The sequence below is a fragment of the Pseudomonas sp. IT-P44 genome (assembly GCF_949768225.1).
GTDB lineage: Bacteria > Pseudomonadota > Gammaproteobacteria > Pseudomonadales > Pseudomonadaceae > Aquipseudomonas > Aquipseudomonas migulae.
Map to the genome: position 1 here is coordinate 41127 of NZ_CATKQM010000017.1, position 20296 is coordinate 61422.

Here is a 20296-nt window from a genome sequence, read left to right on the forward strand (position 1 = left end):
GTGATCGACGACCACGAGTTTCACGCGCAGCTGGTCAGCTGGCGTCACCACCTCCATCAACACCCAGAAGTCGGTTTCGAGGAAATCCACACGTCCGACTACGTGGCTGATGCGCTCGCGTCGATGGGCCTTGAGGTGCATCGGGGCATTGGCGGCACCGGCCTGGTCGCCAGTTTGAAGGTCGGAGACAGTCCGGCGGTGGTGGGGCTTCGGGCCGACATGGATGCACTGCACATTCACGAAGATGCTCCGGGGCGGCATCACGCCTCGGTAACCGCAGGGAAAATGCATGCCTGCGGTCATGACGGCCACATGTCCATGATCCTCGGCGCCGCCAGGCTACTGACCACAACTCGTGATTTCAACGGGACGGTACGCTTCATTTTCCAGCCCGCCGAAGAACACGGCTGTGGCGCCAAAGCGATGATTGCTGATGGCCTGTTCGATCGTTTCCCGGTGGATGCGATCTACGGCGCTCACAACATGCCGGGGCTGCCTGCCGGCACAATCGCGACGCGCTCTGGAGGGATCATGGCCAGTGAGGACAACTTCGTTATCCGGATCAAGGGCCAAGGCACGCACGCGGCACGACCGCACATGGGGGTTGACCCGATCGTCATCGCTTCCGAGGTGGTGCTGGCCCTGCAAACGGTGATTTCCCGCAACCTCGACCCGAGCGTTCCGGCCGTGATTTCCTGCACAGAGTTCATCACCGATGGCATCCGCAATGCGATTCCAACCCACGTCGTCATCAAGGGCGACACGCGCAGCTACGCACCCGAGGTCCAGGCCATGCTGGAAAGGCGCATGCGAGAAATCTGCGAAGGCATTTGCAGGCTCCACGGCGCATCGTGCGAGTTCGAATACACCCATGAATTCGCACCCACCGTGAACTGGGAAAAGTGCACCCCCATCGCTGTCGCGGCGGCGACCCGAATTGTTGGCCAGGACCGGGTGAATGCGGACATCCAGCCGATGATGATTTCAGAGGATTTCGGCGCGTTCCTGCAGGTCGTACCCGGCAATTTCGTGTTTATCGGCAACGGTGACACAGCGGATGAAGGGGGGACTCCGCTTCACAATGCCAGGTATGACTTCAACGACAATGTGCTGGCCACGGGGGCGCACTATTTCGCCGAAGTTGCCCGTACAGCACTCGCTGCGGGATAACCCGCCACAGAGCAGCACGACAACGTGCTGCTTTTTCTGTCGGGTGGCTACGCGCTTCGACTGCCCTTGAACGCCTCACGCCGCGCTTGCCTCTCTGCGCGGTACGCCGCGCTCTGCTCACTGATCAGTTCTTCACGGCGCAACAGCTCACCGCAATGGGCGCACAGCGGCCCTAACCCGGCGGGCTCGCCACAGGTTTTGTGGGTGTACACCACCGCCAACCCTTCTTCCGGCGACTTGCACCAGGTTTCCCCCCAGGCGCGCAGTGCCAACACCACCGAGTAGAAGGCCTGCCCTTTCGCGGTGAGGTGGTACTCGTAGCGCGGTGGCCGTTCGTTATAGAGGCGGCGTTCTACCAGGCCGTCGGCTTCCAGGTTTTTCAGGCGTGTAGCGACCATTTGCGGGGTGCCGCCGGTCTGCGCCTGGATCTCGTCATATCGATGACTTCCCATGAACAACTCACGCAGGACCAGCACGGTCCAGCGGTCGCCCACGACTGTCTCGGCCCGCGCAATCGGGCATAGAGTGTCGGGAGCAGCAATGTTGGTCGACATACGGGCTTGCCTCTTTCTCTGTAACTATGATTATCATATCAACAAGATGCCCAGGCAAGTCCCCGGCACCGGTCACTCAACTTTTGTGGAGAACATCGTCATGTCGAACGCCCTTTATCCGCTCAACAGGACCGCCTATCTGCTGGTCGATCCGTACAACGATTTCCTCTCGGAAGGCGGCAAGGTCTTTCCCCTGATCAAGCCGATCGCCGAGCAAGTCGGCCTGCTCGACAACCTGCGCACGCTAGACCGCACGGTTCGCGCCCTCGACATTCCGGTCGTCATCGTACCGCACCATCGCTGGGAACACGGTGACTACGAGGGCTGGGACCATCCAACGCCGACCCAGTGCAAGATCATGCACATGCACCACTTTGCTCGCGGGGAATGGGGCGGCGAATGGCATCCGGATTTTGCGCCGAAGGACGGTGACATCGTCGTGCAGGAGCATTGGGGTTCGAGCGGTTTCGCCAACACCGACCTGGATTTTCGCCTCAAGCAAAAAGGCATCACCCACGTGATCATCGTCGGTCTGCTGGCCAACACCTGCATCGAAGCGACCGCTCGTTATGCATCGGAAATGGGTTACCACGTCACCCTGGTGCGCGATGCGACCGCCGCCTTCCGCCCGGAAATGATGCACGCCGCCCACGAGCTGAATGGCCCCACGTTTGCCCATTCGATTGTGACCACGGACGAACTCGTCGCCGCCCTCGCAGGGAAGGAATAACCGATGATGAAACTGACAGGAAACCTGATCATCGGGACCCACGATGTCGCGGCCACCGAAGGAACGATGAAAGCGCTCAACCCTGCGACCAACACGTTGATCGAACCGGATTTTGCCCTCGGCGGCGTCGCGCAAGTCCACCAGGCAGCAACGCTCGCCGACGAAGCGTTCGACAGTTACAGCCATACGTCGCTCGCACGGCGCGCGGCGTTTCTCGAGAGCATTGCCGACAATCTTGAGGCCACCCGCAAGGAGCTGGCGGCACGGGCCGCGCTCGAAACGGGCCTGCCGGAAGCTCAGCTTGAGGGCGAAGCGAGCAGAGCCGCCGTCCAGTTCCGTCAGTTCGCGGAGGTCGTGCGCAAAGGCCGCTTCCTGCAACTGGCCATCGATCCGGCACAACCTGATCGTCAGCCTCGCCCGCGCATGGACCATCGCCTGCAGAAAATCGCCATCGGCCCGGTGGCCATTTTCGGTGCGAGCAACTTTCCGATTGCCTATTCCGTGGCCGGTGGCGACACCGCTTCGGCATTGGCCGCCGGCGCGACCGTCATCCTCAAAGCACACAACGCCCATCCGGGTGCTTCGGAAATCCAGGCGCGGGCCATCCAAAAGGCCGTGCAGGAGCACGGGTTGCATGAGGGGGTTTTCTCGATGGTACGCGGCAGCGGCAACACCATCGGCGAAGCGCTGGTCGATCATCCTTTGATTAAAGCCGTGACGTTTACCGGTTCGGAGCAAGGCGGCATGGCGCTGTATCGGCGTGCGCAACTGCGGCCCGATCCGATCCCGGTGTTTACCGAAATGACCAGCATCAACCCCACGTTCATCCTGCCCGCTGCCCTGGCCGAGCGCGGCGCGCAGATCGGCGATGGCTTTATCGAGCGCATGCTGGTCAATGTCGGGCAAGCCTGCCTCAGACCCGCGCTGCTGATCGCGATCAAAGGCCCCGGCCTTGAAACGCTGCGCGCCGCGATGGTGCAGCGCGTCAGCGAGGCCGCAGCCCGAACGATGCTGACGCCGGGGATCCATGCGTCATACCTGAACGGTCTCACCGCGATGGAAAACGCCGGTGCGCAGCGCATCGCCGAAGGCACGGCCGCCAGCGCCGACGTTGACGGCCAATCGGCGTTGCTGGAGGTCACCGGCCAACGTTTCCTCAAGGAAGCCACCCTGTCGCAGGAAGTCTTCGGCCCATCGGCGCTGCTGGTGACCGTCGAGGACGAGGCTGAACTGCTCTCCATTGCCCGCTCGCTCAAAGGCCAACTCAGCGCCGCCCTGCACCTCGAAACAACTGACTTGCCACTGGCCCGGCGCCTGTTGCCGGTGCTGGAGCGCAGAACCGGGCGCATCGTCGTCAACGCCTTCGCCCATCCGCAGGAGGTGACGCACGCCACTGTTCACGGCGGACCGTTTCCGGCGACCTCGGACAGTCGCTTCACCTCGGTGGGCATGACGTCGATCGAACGCTTCCTGCGGCCGGTGGCTTACCAGAGTTTTCCGGACGCGCTGTTGCCTGAGGTATTGCGTGATTTCAACCCGTTGGGGCTGCCTCGCCTCGTCGACGGGCAATAGTTGTCAGCCAGACCGGAGATCAAGGATCAACCTGAGCCATGAGTTCAGGGATGGTTTCCTTGCGATTGGCATAGCGCTGCGCCAACACGGCGCAGACCATCAGTTGAATCTGGTGGAACAGCATCAACGGCAGGATCAACACACCCATGGTGCTGCCGGCGAACAGGACCTGGGCCATCGGCACGCCGGTGGCCAGGCTCTTCTTCGAACCACAGAACAGGATGGTGATGCGGTCTTCCTGATTGAAGCCGAACGCCTTGCCCAGCACGGTGGACGCCAGCAAGACCAACGCCAGCAAAATGCAGCAAGCGACCACCAGTCCGGCCAGTTCCCAGAGCGGTATCTGATGCCAGATCCCTTCGATCACCGCCTCGCTGAACGCGCCGTAAACCACCAACAGGATTGAGCCCTGATCGACGAATTTCAGCCAGCTCTTGTTGCGCGCAACCCAGGCGCCGATCCAGCGTCGAGCGATCTGCCCGGCAATGAACGGCAGCAGCAGTTGCACGCTGATCTTCAGAATTGCATCGAGCGTCGAGCCGCCTTCGCCGTGCACATTCAGCAGTAAGGTCACCAGCAACGGCGTGAGGAAAATCCCGAACAGGCTGGAGGCCGCCGCACTGCAAATCGCCGCTGGGATATTTCCACGCGCCAGGGACGTGAACGCAATCGCTGACTGCACCGTAGCGGGCAACGCACAAAGGTAAAGCATGCCCATGTACAGGTCGGCGCCGATCATCGGCGACAGCAAGGGTTTGAGCGCCAGCCCAAGCAAGGGGAACAGGACAAACGTCAGGCTGAACACCAGCAAATGCAGGCGCCAGTGGCCAGCCCCGGCGATGATCGATTCACGCGACAGTTTGGCGCCGTGCAGGAAAAACAGCAGGGCAATGGCGATGTTGGTCAGCCAGCCAAAACCGACCGCGACCTGACCGCTGGCGGGCAGCAAACTGGCGAGAATCACAACGCCGATCAGGGTCAGGGTGAAGTTGTCGGGTAAAAAACGGGGGCGAGTCATCGGTATTATCCGGTGGTGGCGAGGGGCGTGGGTCGACTCTAACGCGCCTGCCGATTACCGACTAACGCTAACAAGCCAGTAGATGTCGCCTAACGGACATAACGTTGATGCGAATGTATTCATCAGCAAAAACACCGGGGGTCGGCAACTTCATGCGGACGCGGTACTCGACCATGACACAAATCAACTGTAGGAGCCGGCTTGCTGGCGAAGGCGTCCGTCCAGTCAATAAATAGTTGACTGACCCACCGCTATCGTCGGAACGCCGCCCGCAGCAAGCCGGCTCCTACAGGGGAACGAGTACATCCGCAGAATCAGGTCGCCACCGCACAGGCTCAATCATCCTCATGCAACTTGATGCCCCTGGCATGCAGCAAATGCGGCACCACCAGCACCAGTAACGTCAACGCCAGAAACGCGGCGGAAATCGGCTGTGTCAGAAACACCGTCCAGTCGCCCTCGCTGATCGACAACGCGTTACGCAGTTGTTTCTCCGCCATCGGTCCCAGCAGCATGCCCACGATCACCGGCGCGACGGGGAAGTCGAACCGCCGCATCAACACCCCGCCCCACCCGATCGCCAGCATCAGCAACAGGTCGAAAGATGAGTGACGCATGCCATACACGCCGATGGTGGCGAACACCAGGATCCCGGCATTCAGATAAGGCCGGGGGATTTGCAGGAGTTTGACCCAGAGGCCCACCAACGGCAGGTTCAGCACCAGCAGGATGACGTTGCCGATGTACAGCGAGGCCACCAGGGTCCAGACCAGTGCACCCGAGGTTTCAAACAGCAGCGGCCCCGGTTGCAGGTTGTAGTTCTGGAACGCCGCCAACAGGATGGCTGCCGTGGCGGAAGTCGGGATACCAAGCGTCAGCAACGGCACCAACGAACCGGTGGCGCTTGCGTTGTTCGCCGCTTCAGGGCCGGCGACGCCCTCGATGGCGCCTTCGCCTTTGTTGGCGGCAAATTCTTTCGGATACTTGCTGAGTTTGCGCTCGGTCGAATAGGACAGGAACGTCGGGATCTCCGCACCACCGGCCGGAATCGAACCGAAGGGAAAACCGATCAGCGTCCCTCGCAGCCAGGCCGGAACCGAGCGCTTCCAGTCGGCGCGCGTCATCCACAACGAGGACATGCGGTGTCGACCGGAAGCCTCTTCTTTCTGATACAGCAGGCTGTACAACGCCTCGCCCACCGCAAACAGCCCGACCGCGACCAGCACGACTTCGATGCCATCAACCAGCTCCGGGACGCCCAAGGTGTAACGAGCGATACCCGAGGTCGAGTCCAGCCCGATCAAACCGATGGTCAAGCCAATCCCCAGGGATGCAAAGCCGCGCAACATCGACGCCCCGAGCACCGCAGACACCGTCGTGAACGACAGCACCAGAATCGCGAAATACTCCGCAGGCCCGAACTTCAGTGCCAGTTTCGCCACAATGGGCGCAAACAAGGTCAGCAGAACCGTGGCGACAGTGCCCGCCACAAAGGACCCGATGGCCGCCGTGGCCAAGGCCGGCCCCGCTCGGCCATTGCGGGCCATGAGGTTGCCTTCCAGGGCCGTGACCATGGAAGACGATTCCCCTGGGGTATTGAGCAAAATAGAGGTTGTGGAACCGCCGAACTGAGCGCCGTAGTAGATGCCGGCGAACATGATCAGCGCGCCGGTGGGATCGACCTTCGCGGTAATGGGCAGCAACAGCGCCACGGTCAGCGCCGGCCCGATGCCCGGCAAGACGCCGATGGCGGTGCCGAGCAGACAACCAATGAACCCCCACATCAGATTGATCGGCGTCAGAGCCGAGGAAAACCCCATTGCCAGGCTTGCGAGAATATCCACCCTGTTGATCTCCTGCGGCCTGAATCAGATCCAGGCGTTGACAAGCGGCGGAAGGGAAACCCCCAGCCCTGCATTGAACAGCCAGTAAATCGGGAGCGTCAGGGCAATGCCGATGGCGAGATCGCGCAGCGGATGACGACTGCCGAAACCCCGCGCCGAACAGGCGAACAACAACGCGGCCGACAGGACAAAGCCAATGAGATTGATAAGCACGGCAACGCCTAGCAGCCCCCCCGTCACCCAGGCCACCCCCGCTTTGCCGCCAGGCACCACTTTGGCGGATTCGTCATCGTGATCGGCCAGTTCGCGAAAACCGCCGGTGACGGCTTGAAAGCACAGAACCACCCCCACGCCCGCGAGGAATACCGCCACGGCGTAGGGATAGACGTACGCGCCCAGGATGACGAACCCCATCTCCTCGGGAAACAGAAAGGCGCCGTAGCCCAGCATGGCGCTAATGGCGAGCACACCGACGCCAATCGCCAGTTGCACCGGCACGATTGCACGCGATTGACTCATGGCTTGACCAGCCCCACTTCCACCAGCATTGCCCGCAGCCGCACGTGCTCCGCATCGACGAATTTGCCGAACTCGTCACCGGTGAGGATGTTGGGCGACCATTTGTTGGTTTCGATGTTGTCTTTCCAGACTTTGCTGTTGGCGGCCGCCACCACGGCGTCGGTGACTTCCTTGCGCTGCTCGGGCGTGAGGCCCGCGGCACCGTAAACACCACGCCAGTTGCCGATGATCACGTCATACCCGCTTTCTTTAAGCGTCGGGGCGTCGATGCCTGCAACGCGCTCCGGTGCGCCGATGGCGAGTACACGGAACTGATCGCTCCTGATGTATTGGCCAAGTTCGGCATAACCGCCGGTGATGACTTTGATCTGCCCGCCCAAGGCCTGGGCAACCACTTCACCTCCGCCGGCGAAAGCGACGTAATTGACCTTGTTGACCGGGACGCCCATTTTCGCGGCCAGTTCAGCAATGCCGATGTGATCGATCGAGCCCTTGGAACCCCCGCCCCAGGCAATGCTGGTCGGTTTTTCCTTGAAGGCTTTCAGCAAGTCGTCCAGGGTTTTGAATTCGGATTCCTTGCGCACCGCAATTACGTTGTACTCAGTGAACAACCGGGCAATCGGCGTCACATCCTTCAAGGTGATCTGTGGGTTGTTCTGCTCAATGCCAGCAACCATGATCGCGCCCATCACAAGCAGCGCATCCGGATCGCCCTTGGTGCTGTTGGCAAACTGCGCCAGCCCCAGCGTGCCCCCCGCGCCGCCCTTGTTTTCGAAGGTGACGGATTTGGCCACGTTGGCTTCAATCAAGGCTTTGCCCAGCACGCGAGCGGTCTGGTCATAACCGCCCCCCACCGAACCTGGGGCCATGAACTTGACGGTTTCCAGCGCAAAGGCAGGCGTTGTGAGCACAGCGGCAGTGACGACAACCGCGAGGCAAAGGGTGGATCGACGTAACGATGCGAACATGCGTTTTCTCCCGGGACTTTTGTTTTTATGGGGCGCCGGCTGAACGTCGGTCCGGACATAAATCCGGATCGTTGAACAGCCATCTCGGGATAAGCGTAGGCCATGGTTGGAATGGCGGCATACAACAGTGAATCAGTTCATTTCAGGAGGACGCCTGCATGGATGCGCGGCGCGTTGCACGGACTCAAAATGGTGGCCGTCGCGGTGGGAGCAGTTGCAGGATTGCTGGATGACTTTTGAGCGCCATTGACCGGGATTGACCCGCTGACACTGCCCCTTCCCTGATTCGCACAGTCAAGGAAGGGGCAATCAACCTCAGGTATTGGTTTTCAACTTGGTCCACAGACGCGTGCTCAGCCGCGCAATCGCCGCCGGCAGTTCCTCGACGGTAAACAGCTTGTCCAGCACGCTCTTCGGCGGGTAGATCGCCAGGTCCTGCTTCACGGCCGGGGTCACATACTGATCCGCAGCGAGGTTGGGGTTGGCGTAGTGGATGCTGTTGCTGATGTTGGCAATGACTTGCGGTGTCAGCAGGTAGTTCATGTAGGCGTAGCCGTTTTTCTCGTGCGGCGCGCTTTTGGGCATGACCACCATGTCGAACCACAGGGTCGAGCCTTCGTCAGGAATCGAATAGGCGATGTCGATGCCGTTGTTGGCTTCCTTGGCGCTGGCGGCCGCCTGAACGATGTCGCCGTTGAAGCCGATCACCGCGCAGACATTGCCGTTCGCCAGGTCACTGATGTACTTGGAGGCATGGAAGTACTGCACGTACGGCCTGATTTTCAGCAGCGCCTGCTCGGCTTTCTTGTAGTCCGCCGGTTCGTGGCTATGGGGCGGCAGGCCCAGGTAATTCAGGGTGATTGGCAGGATTTGCGTCGGGTTATCGATGATCGCCACGCCGCACTGGCTGAGTTTCTTGATGTTTTCTTCTTCAAAAAACAGCTTCCAGGAATGGGTGACATCGGTGTTGCCGAAGATCGCCTTGATCTTCTCGACGTTGTAACCGATCCCCGCCGTGCCCCACATGTACGGATAGCCGTACTGGTTGCCCGGGTCATTGACCTCGAGCTTTTTCATCAACGCCGGATCCAGGTTTTTCCAGTTCGGCAACTGGCTCCGATCGAGTTTCTGAATGGCCCCGGCCTTGATCAGGCGCGACAGGAAATGGTTCGAAGGGCTGACCACGTCGTAGCCGGTGTTGCCGGTCATCAACTTCGATTCCAGCACTTCGTTGCTGTCGTGGATGTCGTAAGTCGCCTTGATCCCGGTTGCCTGGGTGAAGCTGGTCAGGGTGTCGTCGGCGATGTAGCCGTTCCAGTTGGAAATATTGACGACTTCGTCGGCGTACGTGGCGGCCGATAACGTGGTCAGTACAACCATCAGGGGAATTGTGTTCGCGCGCATGTTCAATCACCTTATTGATGAGCTTTTGTTGTTTTTTGATCGCCGGGGTTTCTATATTTCTGTTCTGGCCCTGACCGCCTCCACGCGCATGCGAAGCATGGCACCGATATCGAGCAAGGGCTTTGGCGGCAGCCAGCCCGGTTGCGCCCTGCGCATGACCGATTCGAGGATCGGCGAGCTGGTGCCCGAGGCCATTTCGGCGAGCAATCGCCCCCACAGCGTGCCGCGCGCGACACCCGAACCATTGCAGCCGGCCACCGCAAACACACCCTCTTCGACCTTGCCGAAATAGGGTTGCCCGGTGCGCGAGGCGCTCAAATGTCCGGTCCAGGTGTACTGGATGTCCTGCTCGCCCAAAAACGGAAAACGCCGTTGCAAGCCGAGCACATGGTGTTTGCGCCGATGCAGCAGTTCACTGTCGGTCAGGTCACGGGAGCGGTACTCCGCAGTGTTGCGGATCATCACGCGACGGTCCGGGGTCAGGCGCACCGTGGCGCCGAGCGGCCGGGTGGAGAGCACGCCCCACGGCTCGACGGCGCCGATGGACTGGAACTCTTCATCGCTGAGCGGCCGGGTAAGGCTGGCGCTGAGTTCCATCGGGAAGGTTCCGCTGTCCTCTATGCCCGACCGGGGAATGAACGCGTTCAGGCATACCATGACTTGCGTCGCCTCGATGCTGCCAGCGATGCCATTGGCGCGAATTCGCCCTTTGCCCAGACGCTCCAGGCCAGTGATGTCGGTGTTCTCGAACACGGTCACGTTGTCCGGCAGTGCATCCAGCAAGCCCTTCACGTATTTCGCCGGTTGCAGCAGCGCGTTGCCCTGACCGCACCAGATCGCGGCCTGGTAGTGCCGGGTGCCGAGTTTTTCGCTCAGCTGTTCACCTTGCAGAAATTCAGCAGAGGCGCCGACGGCGCGTAGCGTCGCCAGTTTGCCCTCGACATCGGTCAACTTGCCTGGGTCGCTGACCGCGAAGAAGTAACCGCAATCCCTGAAGTCGCATTCGATACCGTGACGGGCGATGCGTTGGCGCACTTCGTCGCTGGCAGCCCGTGAAATCGCGGAGTCCACCTCATAGCCGGCGAACCCGTGGTTGCCGATCAATTCGTCCCTGGTCGGGTGTTCGTGACCTACGACGAAGCCTGAGTTGCGCGCCGAAGCGCCCTGCGCCGCGCGTTGCCGGTCGACGATCACGATCCGCGCCTGAGGGTGCAATTGCGCGAGCGAGTGCGCGGCACTCAGCCCGGTGATACCGGCACCGATAATCAGCCAGTCGGCTTTTACCGTGCCTTTGAGAGGACCGCGAGCGGCTGAACTTCCCGCCTGCGCAATCCAGCCACATTCATTGGTCATGCCTCACCTCATTGACTGTCATTCTGCGAGCACATGCTGTAATCGCATGGACGTTTCCGGAAAACGCTCGCCAGAGCTAGAATCTATAAGGCCTGTAGTGATACAACCAACGTTATAAAATCATCGAGCCATTCAGAAAACGCATGGATAAAATTCGCCACGTTCCTTCGCTCCAGGCCTTGCAGGCGCTGGTGGAAGTCTCCGACTCGGGCAGCTTCACCCAAGCGGCCGCCAGGCTGTGCCTGACCCAAAGTGCGGTGAGCCGAAAGATTCAACTGTTGGAAAGCCACTTCGGCGTGCCGATGTTTGCGAGGAACAGCCGCCATGTGCGACTGACACCGGAAGGCGAACAGGTGTTGGGCACCGCACGAAATATCCTGGCGCAACTGAAAACCCTGGAGGACCGCCTCTCGCCACAGGAACGGCCCTTCCGCATTCGCATGCATGTGTCGCTGGCGGTTCGCTGGTTGCTGCCGAAGTTGAGCGAGTTTTATCGAAGTCATCCGCAGGTTTCGCTGTCGATCGAGACCGTGGCGACAGAAGTGGTGGAGCCGGCCATCGACAGTGATGCGTACATTCTCTATCTGCCCGAGCCGTCTGCTGATCCCGATAGCCTGACCCTGTTCAAGGAAGCGTTGGTGCCGGTGTGCGCGCCCGGGCTGGGCACCTCGACGCGGCCATTGGCGGCGGTGGAGGACCTGGTGAGTTTCCCGTTGTTGCATCGTTCGGCGGACCGCAATGATTGGGCTCAGTGGTTGTCGGCCAATGGCGGTAAATCGCTGGATGATTACCGGCACATCCCCTTCAACCTCGATGAACTGGCGCTGGATGCGGCGGCGAGAGGATTGGGTGTGGCGATGACGGATATGACGCTGGCAGGAGAGTCGATAGAGCGAGGGGTGCTGGTTATCCCGTTTGGCCGGCCGTTGGCAACACGCGGTATTTACGCGTTGAATCTGCAACCTTCAGCCGTTGCTCATCCGGCTTGCGCGATGGTTCTGCAATGGTTTGCGCAGCAGGCCGAAAGGGAAGACCTTCAGCGTTAGGTGCTCCCACCGGCCCCATCGCCAGCAAGCCGGCTCCTACAGGTTCGCGGCGTTTGTACCGAATCCTTGCCGGCGATGACGGTCGCAAGATCACCGCAAAACCCGACAGCCGTGCATTACAAACTTGTCATCGACTTGTCAGCGTAGCCAGCACCCTCGCTTCCTAAAGTGGCGTCGTCAGTCACCCACACCGGGTGACGCCTCCCACTGATGATGACAAGGGTCGATACCATGAAACCATTGAACAAACTCTGCCTGATCGCCGCCAGCCTGCTGATGCTCGGCACCGGCTCCGCCATGGCCGGCGACATCGCGCCGGTCAAGGCCGACAACGTCGTGCTGGTACACGGCTCCTGGGCCGATGGCTCGAGCTGGGCGGACGTGATTTCGCGGTTGCAGGCCGCCGGATTGCACGTCACCGCCGTTCAAAACCCGTTGACCTCGGTCGCCGATGACGTCGCCGCCACCCAACGTGTACTCAACCAACAGGACGGCCCGACGGTGTTGGTCGGCCACTCCTACGCCGGCACCGTGGTCAGTGAAGCCGGGGTCAATCCAAAGGTCAGCTCGCTGGTCTACGTCGCGGCCCGCGCCCCGGACGCCGGGGAAGATTTCGTCGCCCTGTCAGCCAAATACCCGACCATGCCCGTGCGTGCCGGCACCGAAGAACACGACGGTTTCGTCAGCCTGAAACAGGATGCCTTCCTCAAATATTTCGCCAGCGACGTGCCCCACGACAAGGCGATGCAACTGTTCGCCGTCCAGCAACCGATTGCCAAAACCCTGTTCACTGATCGCACCACCGCAGCCGCCTGGCACAGCAAACCGTCGTGGTACGCGGTCTCCAGCCTCGACCAGACCATCAACCCGGACCTCGAACGCTTCCTCGCCAAACGCATGGGCGCGACCACCATCGAGCTGCCGTCGAGCCATTTATCGCTGGTTTCCCATTCCAAAGAAATCGCCGACCTGATCCTCGAAGCCTCCGGCCGCCAGCCATAACGCCAGGCCCGGTTTCATTACAACTTTGTCATTGAACTGTTGGTCGGCTGTCCGGATCGCCTGGTTAACCTGAACTCACTGTCAGGCCATTCCCGGCAGCCAACCTGAATAGAGAGACACCTCATGAAAATGTTAATCCTCGGTTTCGCCGCCCTCCTCGCCACCGGCTCGGCGTTTGCCGATACGCAGACCACTGCGCCGGTGATCCACGACAAGACCGGTTTCTTCGTGCACATGGACGTCGCCAAAGTCCTCGCCAGTACCGACATCTCGCAGCAATGCGGCGTGATCCCGGCGCGACTCGACTACCTCGACCACCAGGGTCGCGAGCACGTCCTCGATTACCAGGTCAACGGCACGGGCTGCACCAACGATCATTGATCCGGCTACACTGGCGCCAATTGGCTGAGGCACAAACCCCATGAATATCCTGGTAGTCGAAGACGAACCCAAGGCAGGCAATTACCTGCTCAACGGCCTGCAGGAACTCGGTTACTCCGTCAGCCTGGCGCGGGACGGCATCGATGGCCTGCACCTGGCTCTGGAGCACGATTTCGATGTCATCGTGCTGGACGTGATGATGCCGAAAATGGATGGCTGGGAAGTTCTGCGCCGCTTGCGCAAGGAAGCCGACACGCCGGTGTTGTTTCTCACCGCGCGGGATGACATCGCCGACCGCATCAAGGGCCTGGAACTGGGCGCCGACGATTACCTGATCAAGCCTTTTTCCTTCGCCGAACTGGTGGCGCGCCTGCGCACCCTGACCCGCCGTGGTCCCACCCGCGAAGAAGAACAACTGCAGGTGGACGACCTGCAGATCGACGTGCTCAAGCGCCGCATCACTCGCGCAGGCGTGAAGATCACCCTGACCAACAAGGAATTCGCCCTGCTGCATTTGTTCGCCACGCATCAAGGCCAGGTCTTGTCGCGCTCGATGATCGCGTCACGGGTCTGGGATATGAATTTCGACAGTGACACCAACGTCGTCGACGTCGCCGTGCGTCGCTTGCGCCTGAAAATCGACGACCCGTTCCAGCTCAAGCTGATCCACAGCGTGCGCGGTATCGGCTACCGCTTCGACACCCAGGCATGAGTCGCCTTCGCCATTCCCTGACACTGCGCCTGGCGCTGGTGTTTGCCCTGCTCGCGTTTGTCTCGCTGACCCTGTTGGGCGTGGCGCTGTACCGCGACCTGGAGCGCGAGCTGATCCGTCGCGACGACGCGGCCCTGGTGAACCGCATCGATCAACTGCGCACCTTCCTCAACGACAGCAATACGCTGGAGCTGATCAGGACCAAACCGGCGCTGTTCCAGAACATGCTGGGCAATCGCGAAGCCCTGCTGACCATTGGCGCCGCCGGACAAAAACCGCTGCTGGTGGTCAATCCCGGCAACCTCGCCTTGCCATCGCTGGCACCGGTGTCGATGGACCATCCGTTGAGCCTGGCCGATGTGCAGCACTATCCCGGCGTGGACGGCGTCCCTTTCGCGGCCGTCGCGGCGACCATCGAATCCGACGACATGGGCAGCTTGCAGGTAGTCACCGGACGCCTGATGACCGAGCGCACCGCCGTGCTCGCCCGCTACCGCCTCAACGTGTACCTGTTCGCCAGCGTGGCGGCGATTCTGCTGGCGCTGTCCGGCTATCTGCTGGTGCATCGCGGCCTGCTGCCCGTGCGACGCCTGGCCCGGCATGCCCACGGCATTGGTGTCGGCAACCTCACCGAGCGCCTCGATGGCCAGGGCGCGCCACGGGAGCTGCTGCCGATGATCGACGCGCTCAATGCAATGCTCGACCGCTTGGGCAAGGGTTTCGTGCAACTGGGTCAGGTCTCGACCGACATGGCCCATGAATTGCGCACGCCGATCAACAACCTGCTCGGCGAAACCCAGGTTGCGTTGCAGCAGAACCGCAGCGTCGAGGCCTATCAGCAACTGCTCGCCTCCAACGTCGAAGAGCTTGAGCGTCTGGCGCGGATGCTCGACAACATGCTGTTTCTGGCGCGTACCGACCCGGCCAGTGCCCTGAGCCAACGCCAGGAGCTGGATGCCGCTGACGAAATGGAACGTATGGCCGACTATTTTGAAGGGCTGGCGGCGGATGTCGGGATCAGCATCGATGCCCAGGGCAGCGGCGTGATCTGGGCTGAGCCGATGCTGCTGCGCCGTGCGTTGGCCAACCTGTGCGCCAATGCCATCAAATATGGCGCGGCGCATTCTGAGCTGGTCATTCGCGCCATACCTTCGGCTGAGGGGATCCGGGTGGTCGTGCGTAACGTTGGCCAGACCATCCCTGCCGAGCACCTGCCCCGGCTGTTTGAACGCTTTTACCGGGTTGACGAATCCCGCGAGCGTTCGGCTCATTCCAATGGCTTGGGGCTGTCGATCGTGGCGACGATCATGCAGTTGCATAACGGGGCTTACAGTGTAAGCAGCAGTGAGGGGGTGACGTGTTTTGAGTTGTTTTTTCCGGGGCGTCGGGTGGGTGAGTGAGGCTTGGTGTTTTCGCGGTTGGTGTGAATATCCGTTTTTTTGGTGACGGCGGCTGGCGGTTTCGCCCTTACGGCGAGTCACTTGGAAGAGCCCCAAGTAACCAAGGGCTTCTGCCCCTTTCGTTCGGTGCCTCGCTGTGGCTCGGCATGCCCTCGCTCCGGTCCTGCTCCGTGGGCCCGCCGCCATCGGCCATCCCTGGCCGGGGGCGGCTAACCCGGCATCCATGCCGGGTTGCCCACTGCGCAGAACCTCCACTCGGCCTCTCGAGGGGGCGCTCAGATCAAAAGCTGAAGGCGAGCTAACGCTCGGCCTGATGAGTGGTGAAAATCAAAAGCAAACGCGATTCCCTGTAGGAGCCGGCTTGCTGGCGATAGCGGTGAATCAGTCAACGTATGTATTGGCTGGACGGACGCCATCGCCAGCAAGCCGGCTCCTACAGGGGGATGTGCAAACATCCAAAATTAGTGCGGCCACCACAGTGCGGGAGAGTGCGCACGACCGTAGAGCCAGGCCGGCTTTCAGGTCGCCTCGGCGGCTGTGGCGGTAGTCGCACCCTCGAGAGGCCGAGCGCAGGTTCTGCGCAGTGGGCAACCCGGCATGGATGCCGGGTTAGCCGCGCACGGCCAAGGATGGCCGATCGCGGCGGGCCCACGGAGCAGGACCGGAGCGAGGGCATGCCGAGCCTAGGCGAGGCACCGAACGAAAGGGGCAAGAGCGCTTTGGTTACTTTCGCGCTTTTCGAAAGTGACTCGCTGTAAAAGCGAAACCGCCAGCAGCCATGACCGCAGAAACGGATATACCCCCACCCACCGCAAATGGCAAAAAACACCACCCCCCTTGAGCACTTTCGACCTATCCCAACCAAACCACCGCCCCTAGACTCTTGCCCCCAATAACAGCGCCAAACGCGCACAAGACCGAACCAGGGAAACCCACATGAACCCATCCGACATTTTCGTTATCAGCGCCGTCCGTTCCGCCATCGGCAGCTTCGGCGGCTCGCTCAAGGATGTGCCACCGATTCAACTGGCCACCGACGTCTGCCGCGCCGCCATCGAGCGCTCGGGGCTGGCGCCTGAGCACATCGGCCATGCGGTGATGGGCCATGTAATCCCGACCGAAGCCCGCGACGCCTACATCTCCCGGGCGGTGGCGATGAATGCCGGCCTGCCGAAAGAGACACCCGCCTTCAACGTCAACCGTCTCTGCGGTTCCGGTTTGCAGGCAATCGTCAGTGCCGCGCAAAGCCTGATGCTCGGTGATGCGGGCGCGGCGCTGGCCGGTGGCGTCGAATCCATGAGCCGTGGCGCATATCTGCTGCCGCAAGCGCGCTGGGGCGCACGCATGGGTGACATGCAGGCCATCGACTACATGCTCGGCGTCCTGCAAGACCCGTTTGCCGGGTTCCACATGGGCATCACCGCGGAAAACATCGCCGAGCGCTACGGCATCACGCGTCAGGCCCAGGATGAACTGGCCATGCTCAGCCAGCAGCGCGCTGCCCGGGCAATCGCCGAAGGCCGCTTCAACAGTCAGATCGTGCCAATCGAAGTGGCATCGCGCAAAGGCACCGTGACCTTTGCGACCGACGAACACGTGCGCGCCGAGGTCAATGCCGAGCAACTGGCCAAGATGAAACCGGCCTTCAAAAAGGACGGCAGCGTCACCGCCGGCAACGCCTCGGGCCTGAATGACGGCGCCGGTGCGTTGATCATGGCCACCGGTGAAATGGTGCGCGCACAAGGCCTCAAACCAATGGCCCGGCTGGTCGGCTATGCCCACGCCGGTGTCGAGCCGGAACTGATGGGGCTCGGCCCGATTCCCGCCACTCGTCTGGTACTAAAGCGTGCCGGCCTGACCGTCGCCGACCTGGATGTCATCGAGTCGAACGAGGCCTTCGCCGCGCAAGCCTGTGCCGTTGCGCAGGAACTGGGCTTTGACCCGGAGAAGGTCAACCCCAACGGTTCGGGCATCTCGCTGGGCCATCCGGTGGGTGCCACCGGCGCGATCATCGCGACCAAGGCCATTCACGAACTGCACCGTGTCCAGGGCCGTTATGCACTGGCGACCATGTGCATCGGCGGCGGCCAGGGCATCGCCGTGCTGTTCGAACGCGTCTGATTCGTCCACCCTGCCCCCGTTCAACGGGGGCAGCCGAACAAACTATTGCTCGAAGGTTTGACTGATGACCTAACCTCATAGGCTGAATGACTAACAACAGAGTCAGGCACTCCTATGCGTCATGCACTGAAAGCCATGATTTTCGTCGCTTTCACGCTTTTCGGGGCGGTCCCCGGAATGCTGTTGGCGGCAGACCCTGCGGACATTTCAATGCCCAGGGCGGTTGCCGCGCCCCCCAGCGTTTCCCCAAGCGACCTCCAGGCGTTGCAACTTCGGCTGGACGCCCTCAAACAACAGATCTCGCTGGTTGATAACTACAGCCAGCTGGAGGCCCCGCAGGACCTCGTCCAGATGTTCATGCTGGATGTCGATCGCCTCTCGACCTCGCTGCTTCCCCTGCAGACTCAACTGCGTGCGCAACTGGGTGTGCTGGGGCCTGTCCCGCGTGATGACGCCGCGGCCGAGCAGCCCGATATCACCGCGCAAAGGGTCGCGCTCACCGAGCAAAAAAACAAAGTCGACGCCACCCTGAAAACCCTGGCCACCCTGAAAACGAGTGCCACCGACCTCATCACCCAGATTGCCGGCATCCGTCGCAACATGCTGGAAAGCGAACTGACCCTGAGCACCCGAAGCGTCCTGAACCCAGAGTTCTGGTCACCGATCCTGAGCCCTTCGATGGATGATCGACAGCGCTTCGCATCGTTCCTCGGTCAGGCAAGTGAGGTCGTCAAACTGGCCTGGCAACCGGGCCAACGCCTCTACACCAGCGTACTGTTGCTGCTGGCCCTGCTTATCTGGACGCTGGGCCGCCGTCTCGCGGAACGAGGGCTGACGTGGCTTTGCATTCACCGGATGCCAGAAGGACGCCTGCGCCGAAGCTCCCTGGCGCTGGCTTCCGTATTGGCCACGGTGCTGACGGTCGGCCTGTCCCTGCAACTGCTGTTTTATGTCTTCACACGCCAGGCTCCGCTGACGCCGACACTGACGACGTTCTCCCAGGAGTTCGAAAAAGTCGCCTACACCTGCGTGCTGATCACCGCGTTGAGCCGCGCCCTGTTGTCCACGAAGCACCCGTCGTGGCGGCTGCCGGCGCTTGCCGATCAGGTGGCGCTGTCACTCAAGCCTTATCCGCGGGTTCTGGCAGGCGTGCTGCTGGTTCTGGTGACAATGATCCAGATTACCAACGCAACAGGCATGAGCAGTGGCATCGTGATCGCCGGTCGAGGGGTCGTCGCACTGGTTGTTACGTGCGTTCTGGTGGATTTATTGTGGCGCACCGGCAAAGTCCGCAGAGCCGTCGTGGCGTCTGGCGAAGCCTATGAAGCCGGCAGGACGTTCGCGGGCGTGCTTTACACCCTCGCCAGTCTTGCGATGGTGATCTGCCTGGTATCCCTCCTGACCGGTTACGTGTCCCTGGCAAGGTTCGTCACCTATGAACTGGTCTGGGGCTTTCTCATCCTCTCCGGTTTCTATTTGCTGATGCAGTGCTTCAAAGATGCCTGCGAATACTTTTTTTCAATCAAAAGCCCCAGCGGCAAGGCGCTCAAGCAGTTGCTCGGCATTGAAGACCGGCGCCTGGAACAGATCTCGATCGTTCTTTCAGGGGTCGGGCGGGCCGGACTCTTGCTGCTGGCGCTGGTCACCCTGTTCGTCGGCGGGGTCGGCACGACGCTCGGGCAACTGCTCACCAACGTCTTTTCCATTCTCGGCGGCGCCGGGCTGCGCAAACTGAACATCATCCCCGGGCACCTGCTCAATGCCGCACTGGCCTTGCTGATCGGCATCTACCTGATTCGCACGCTGGGCCGCTGGCTGGACAAGGAGCTCCTGCCGAAAACCGAGATGGACCCTGGCATGCGCGCTTCGCTGACCACGCTGTTTGCCAACATCGGCTATGCGTTGGTCATTCTGCTGACGCTGTCATCGTTGGGCGTGCAATGGACGAACCTGGCCTGGATCGTCAGTGCGTTGTCGGTGGGGATTGGTTTTGGCTTGCAGGAGATCGTCAAGAATTTCGTCTCAGGCCTGATCCTGCTGACCGAGCGCCCGGTGAAAGTCGGCGACCTGATCAGCATCAGCGGGGTCGAGGGCGACATCCGCCGGATCAACGTGCGGGCCACCGAAATCCAGCTCAGTGACCGCTCGATTGTCATCGTGCCCAATTCGCAGCTGATCTCGCAAAACCTGCGCAACGTAACCCTGGGCGGCAGCGCCCAAGGGGTGGCGTCACTCGAACTGACCTTCCCCCTGGACATCGACCCCGAACAGGTGAAAGACCTGCTCTACAACACCTACCGCGAGCACGAGACCATTCTCGACAAACCGGCGCCGATGGTGCGCTTCAGCAAACTGACCCCCGAGGGCATCACGCTGACGGTCACTGGCTATGTCGGCAGCCCGAGAATCGTCGGCGTGACCAAGAGCGACCTGCTGTTTGAAATCCTCAAGCGCCTGAGTGACGCCGGTATCGAGCTGGCGAAGCCGGCACCCACGGTGTGA

At 61.2% G+C, this 20296-nt stretch carries 17 protein-coding genes; 10 read left to right on the forward strand and 7 right to left on the reverse strand.

From position 1 onward, the window contains the following. Complete coding sequence (locus ACM6IO_RS10665) at nucleotides 1-1170, forward strand: M20 aminoacylase family protein (RefSeq protein ID WP_223414152.1); 1170 nt, start codon at nucleotides 1-3, stop codon at nucleotides 1168-1170. 47 nt (nucleotides 1171-1217) lie between these two features. Here the strand turns inward: ACM6IO_RS10665 and ACM6IO_RS10670 are convergent, their stop codons facing one another. Then, nucleotides 1218-1724: a winged helix-turn-helix transcriptional regulator gene (locus ACM6IO_RS10670; protein WP_008042728.1), complete on the reverse strand. Its 507-nt coding sequence runs from the start codon at nucleotides 1722-1724 to the stop codon at nucleotides 1218-1220. 100 nt (nucleotides 1725-1824) lie between these two features. Here ACM6IO_RS10670 and ACM6IO_RS10675 point away from each other — a divergent pair, with 100 nt between their 5' ends. After that, nucleotides 1825-2454, forward strand: coding sequence for an isochorismatase family cysteine hydrolase (locus tag ACM6IO_RS10675; protein ID WP_414911433.1), 630 nt, complete (start codon nucleotides 1825-1827; stop codon nucleotides 2452-2454). Between the two features lie 6 nt (nucleotides 2455-2460). Then, on the forward strand, nucleotides 2461-4026 hold the full coding sequence (locus tag ACM6IO_RS10680; protein WP_414911455.1) for an aldehyde dehydrogenase (NADP(+)): 1566 nt from the start codon (nucleotides 2461-2463) through the stop codon (nucleotides 4024-4026). A 19-nt stretch (nucleotides 4027-4045) separates the two neighbouring features. Here the strand turns inward: ACM6IO_RS10680 and ACM6IO_RS10685 are convergent, their stop codons facing one another. The 6 genes from ACM6IO_RS10685 to ACM6IO_RS10710 form a co-directional block, all read right to left on the reverse strand. Then, nucleotides 4046-5044 (reverse strand): bile acid:sodium symporter family protein, encoded by a 999-nt coding sequence (locus ACM6IO_RS10685; RefSeq protein ID WP_008032437.1) that lies wholly within the window; start codon nucleotides 5042-5044, stop codon nucleotides 4046-4048. A gap of 335 nt (nucleotides 5045-5379) precedes the next feature. Beyond that, the gene (locus tag ACM6IO_RS10690) at nucleotides 5380-6888 is read right to left on the reverse strand and encodes a tripartite tricarboxylate transporter permease (protein ID WP_008032438.1); all 1509 of its coding nucleotides are present in this window, start codon (nucleotides 6886-6888) and stop codon (nucleotides 5380-5382) included. Nucleotides 6889-6912: 24 nt separating this feature from the next. After that, nucleotides 6913-7407 carry a tripartite tricarboxylate transporter TctB family protein gene (locus ACM6IO_RS10695; RefSeq protein ID WP_008032439.1) on the reverse strand — a complete coding sequence of 165 codons (495 nt, stop codon included), beginning with the start codon at nucleotides 7405-7407 and terminating at the stop codon, nucleotides 6913-6915. Further along, complete coding sequence (locus ACM6IO_RS10700; RefSeq protein ID WP_008032440.1) at nucleotides 7404-8375, reverse strand: Bug family tripartite tricarboxylate transporter substrate binding protein; 972 nt, start codon at nucleotides 8373-8375, stop codon at nucleotides 7404-7406. The genes ACM6IO_RS10695 and ACM6IO_RS10700 overlap by 4 nt, the downstream gene beginning before the upstream one ends. A 315-nt stretch (nucleotides 8376-8690) precedes the next feature. Beyond that, the gene (locus ACM6IO_RS10705) at nucleotides 8691-9779 is read right to left on the reverse strand and encodes a polyamine ABC transporter substrate-binding protein (protein WP_223414147.1); all 1089 of its coding nucleotides are present in this window, start codon (nucleotides 9777-9779) and stop codon (nucleotides 8691-8693) included. Between the two features lie 51 nt (nucleotides 9780-9830). Next, nucleotides 9831-11132: an NAD(P)/FAD-dependent oxidoreductase gene (locus ACM6IO_RS10710; RefSeq protein WP_414911434.1), complete on the reverse strand. Its 1302-nt coding sequence runs from the start codon at nucleotides 11130-11132 to the stop codon at nucleotides 9831-9833. A 143-nt stretch (nucleotides 11133-11275) separates the two neighbouring features. On the opposite strand from ACM6IO_RS10710, the gene ACM6IO_RS10715 reads away from it, so the two are divergent. From ACM6IO_RS10715 to ACM6IO_RS10745, 7 genes are all read left to right on the forward strand, one after another. Then, nucleotides 11276-12178 carry a LysR family transcriptional regulator gene (locus ACM6IO_RS10715; protein WP_414911435.1) on the forward strand — a complete coding sequence of 301 codons (903 nt, stop codon included), beginning with the start codon at nucleotides 11276-11278 and terminating at the stop codon, nucleotides 12176-12178. Between the two features lie 231 nt (nucleotides 12179-12409). After that, nucleotides 12410-13180, forward strand: a complete 771-nt coding sequence (locus ACM6IO_RS10720) for an alpha/beta hydrolase (protein ID WP_008043703.1) — start codon at nucleotides 12410-12412, stop codon at nucleotides 13178-13180. A 123-nt stretch (nucleotides 13181-13303) separates the two neighbouring features. Beyond that, complete coding sequence (locus ACM6IO_RS10725) at nucleotides 13304-13561, forward strand: DUF2790 domain-containing protein (protein ID WP_008032450.1); 258 nt, start codon at nucleotides 13304-13306, stop codon at nucleotides 13559-13561. A gap of 40 nt (nucleotides 13562-13601) precedes the next feature. Beyond that, nucleotides 13602-14273: a heavy metal response regulator transcription factor gene (locus ACM6IO_RS10730; RefSeq protein WP_008043704.1), complete on the forward strand. Its 672-nt coding sequence runs from the start codon at nucleotides 13602-13604 to the stop codon at nucleotides 14271-14273. Further along, nucleotides 14270-15673, forward strand: coding sequence for a heavy metal sensor histidine kinase (locus ACM6IO_RS10735; RefSeq protein WP_223449468.1), 1404 nt, complete (start codon nucleotides 14270-14272; stop codon nucleotides 15671-15673). Before ACM6IO_RS10730 ends, ACM6IO_RS10735 begins: the two co-directional genes overlap by 4 nt. A gap of 936 nt (nucleotides 15674-16609) precedes the next feature. Then, a complete protein-coding gene (locus tag ACM6IO_RS10740; protein WP_008033866.1) occupies nucleotides 16610-17794 on the forward strand; it encodes an acetyl-CoA C-acyltransferase family protein in 1185 nt (394 codons plus the stop codon). Nucleotides 17795-17908: 114 nt separating this feature from the next. Continuing rightward, entirely contained in the window at nucleotides 17909-20296 is a 2388-nt protein-coding gene (locus ACM6IO_RS10745; RefSeq protein ID WP_414911436.1) for a DUF3772 domain-containing protein, read from the forward strand.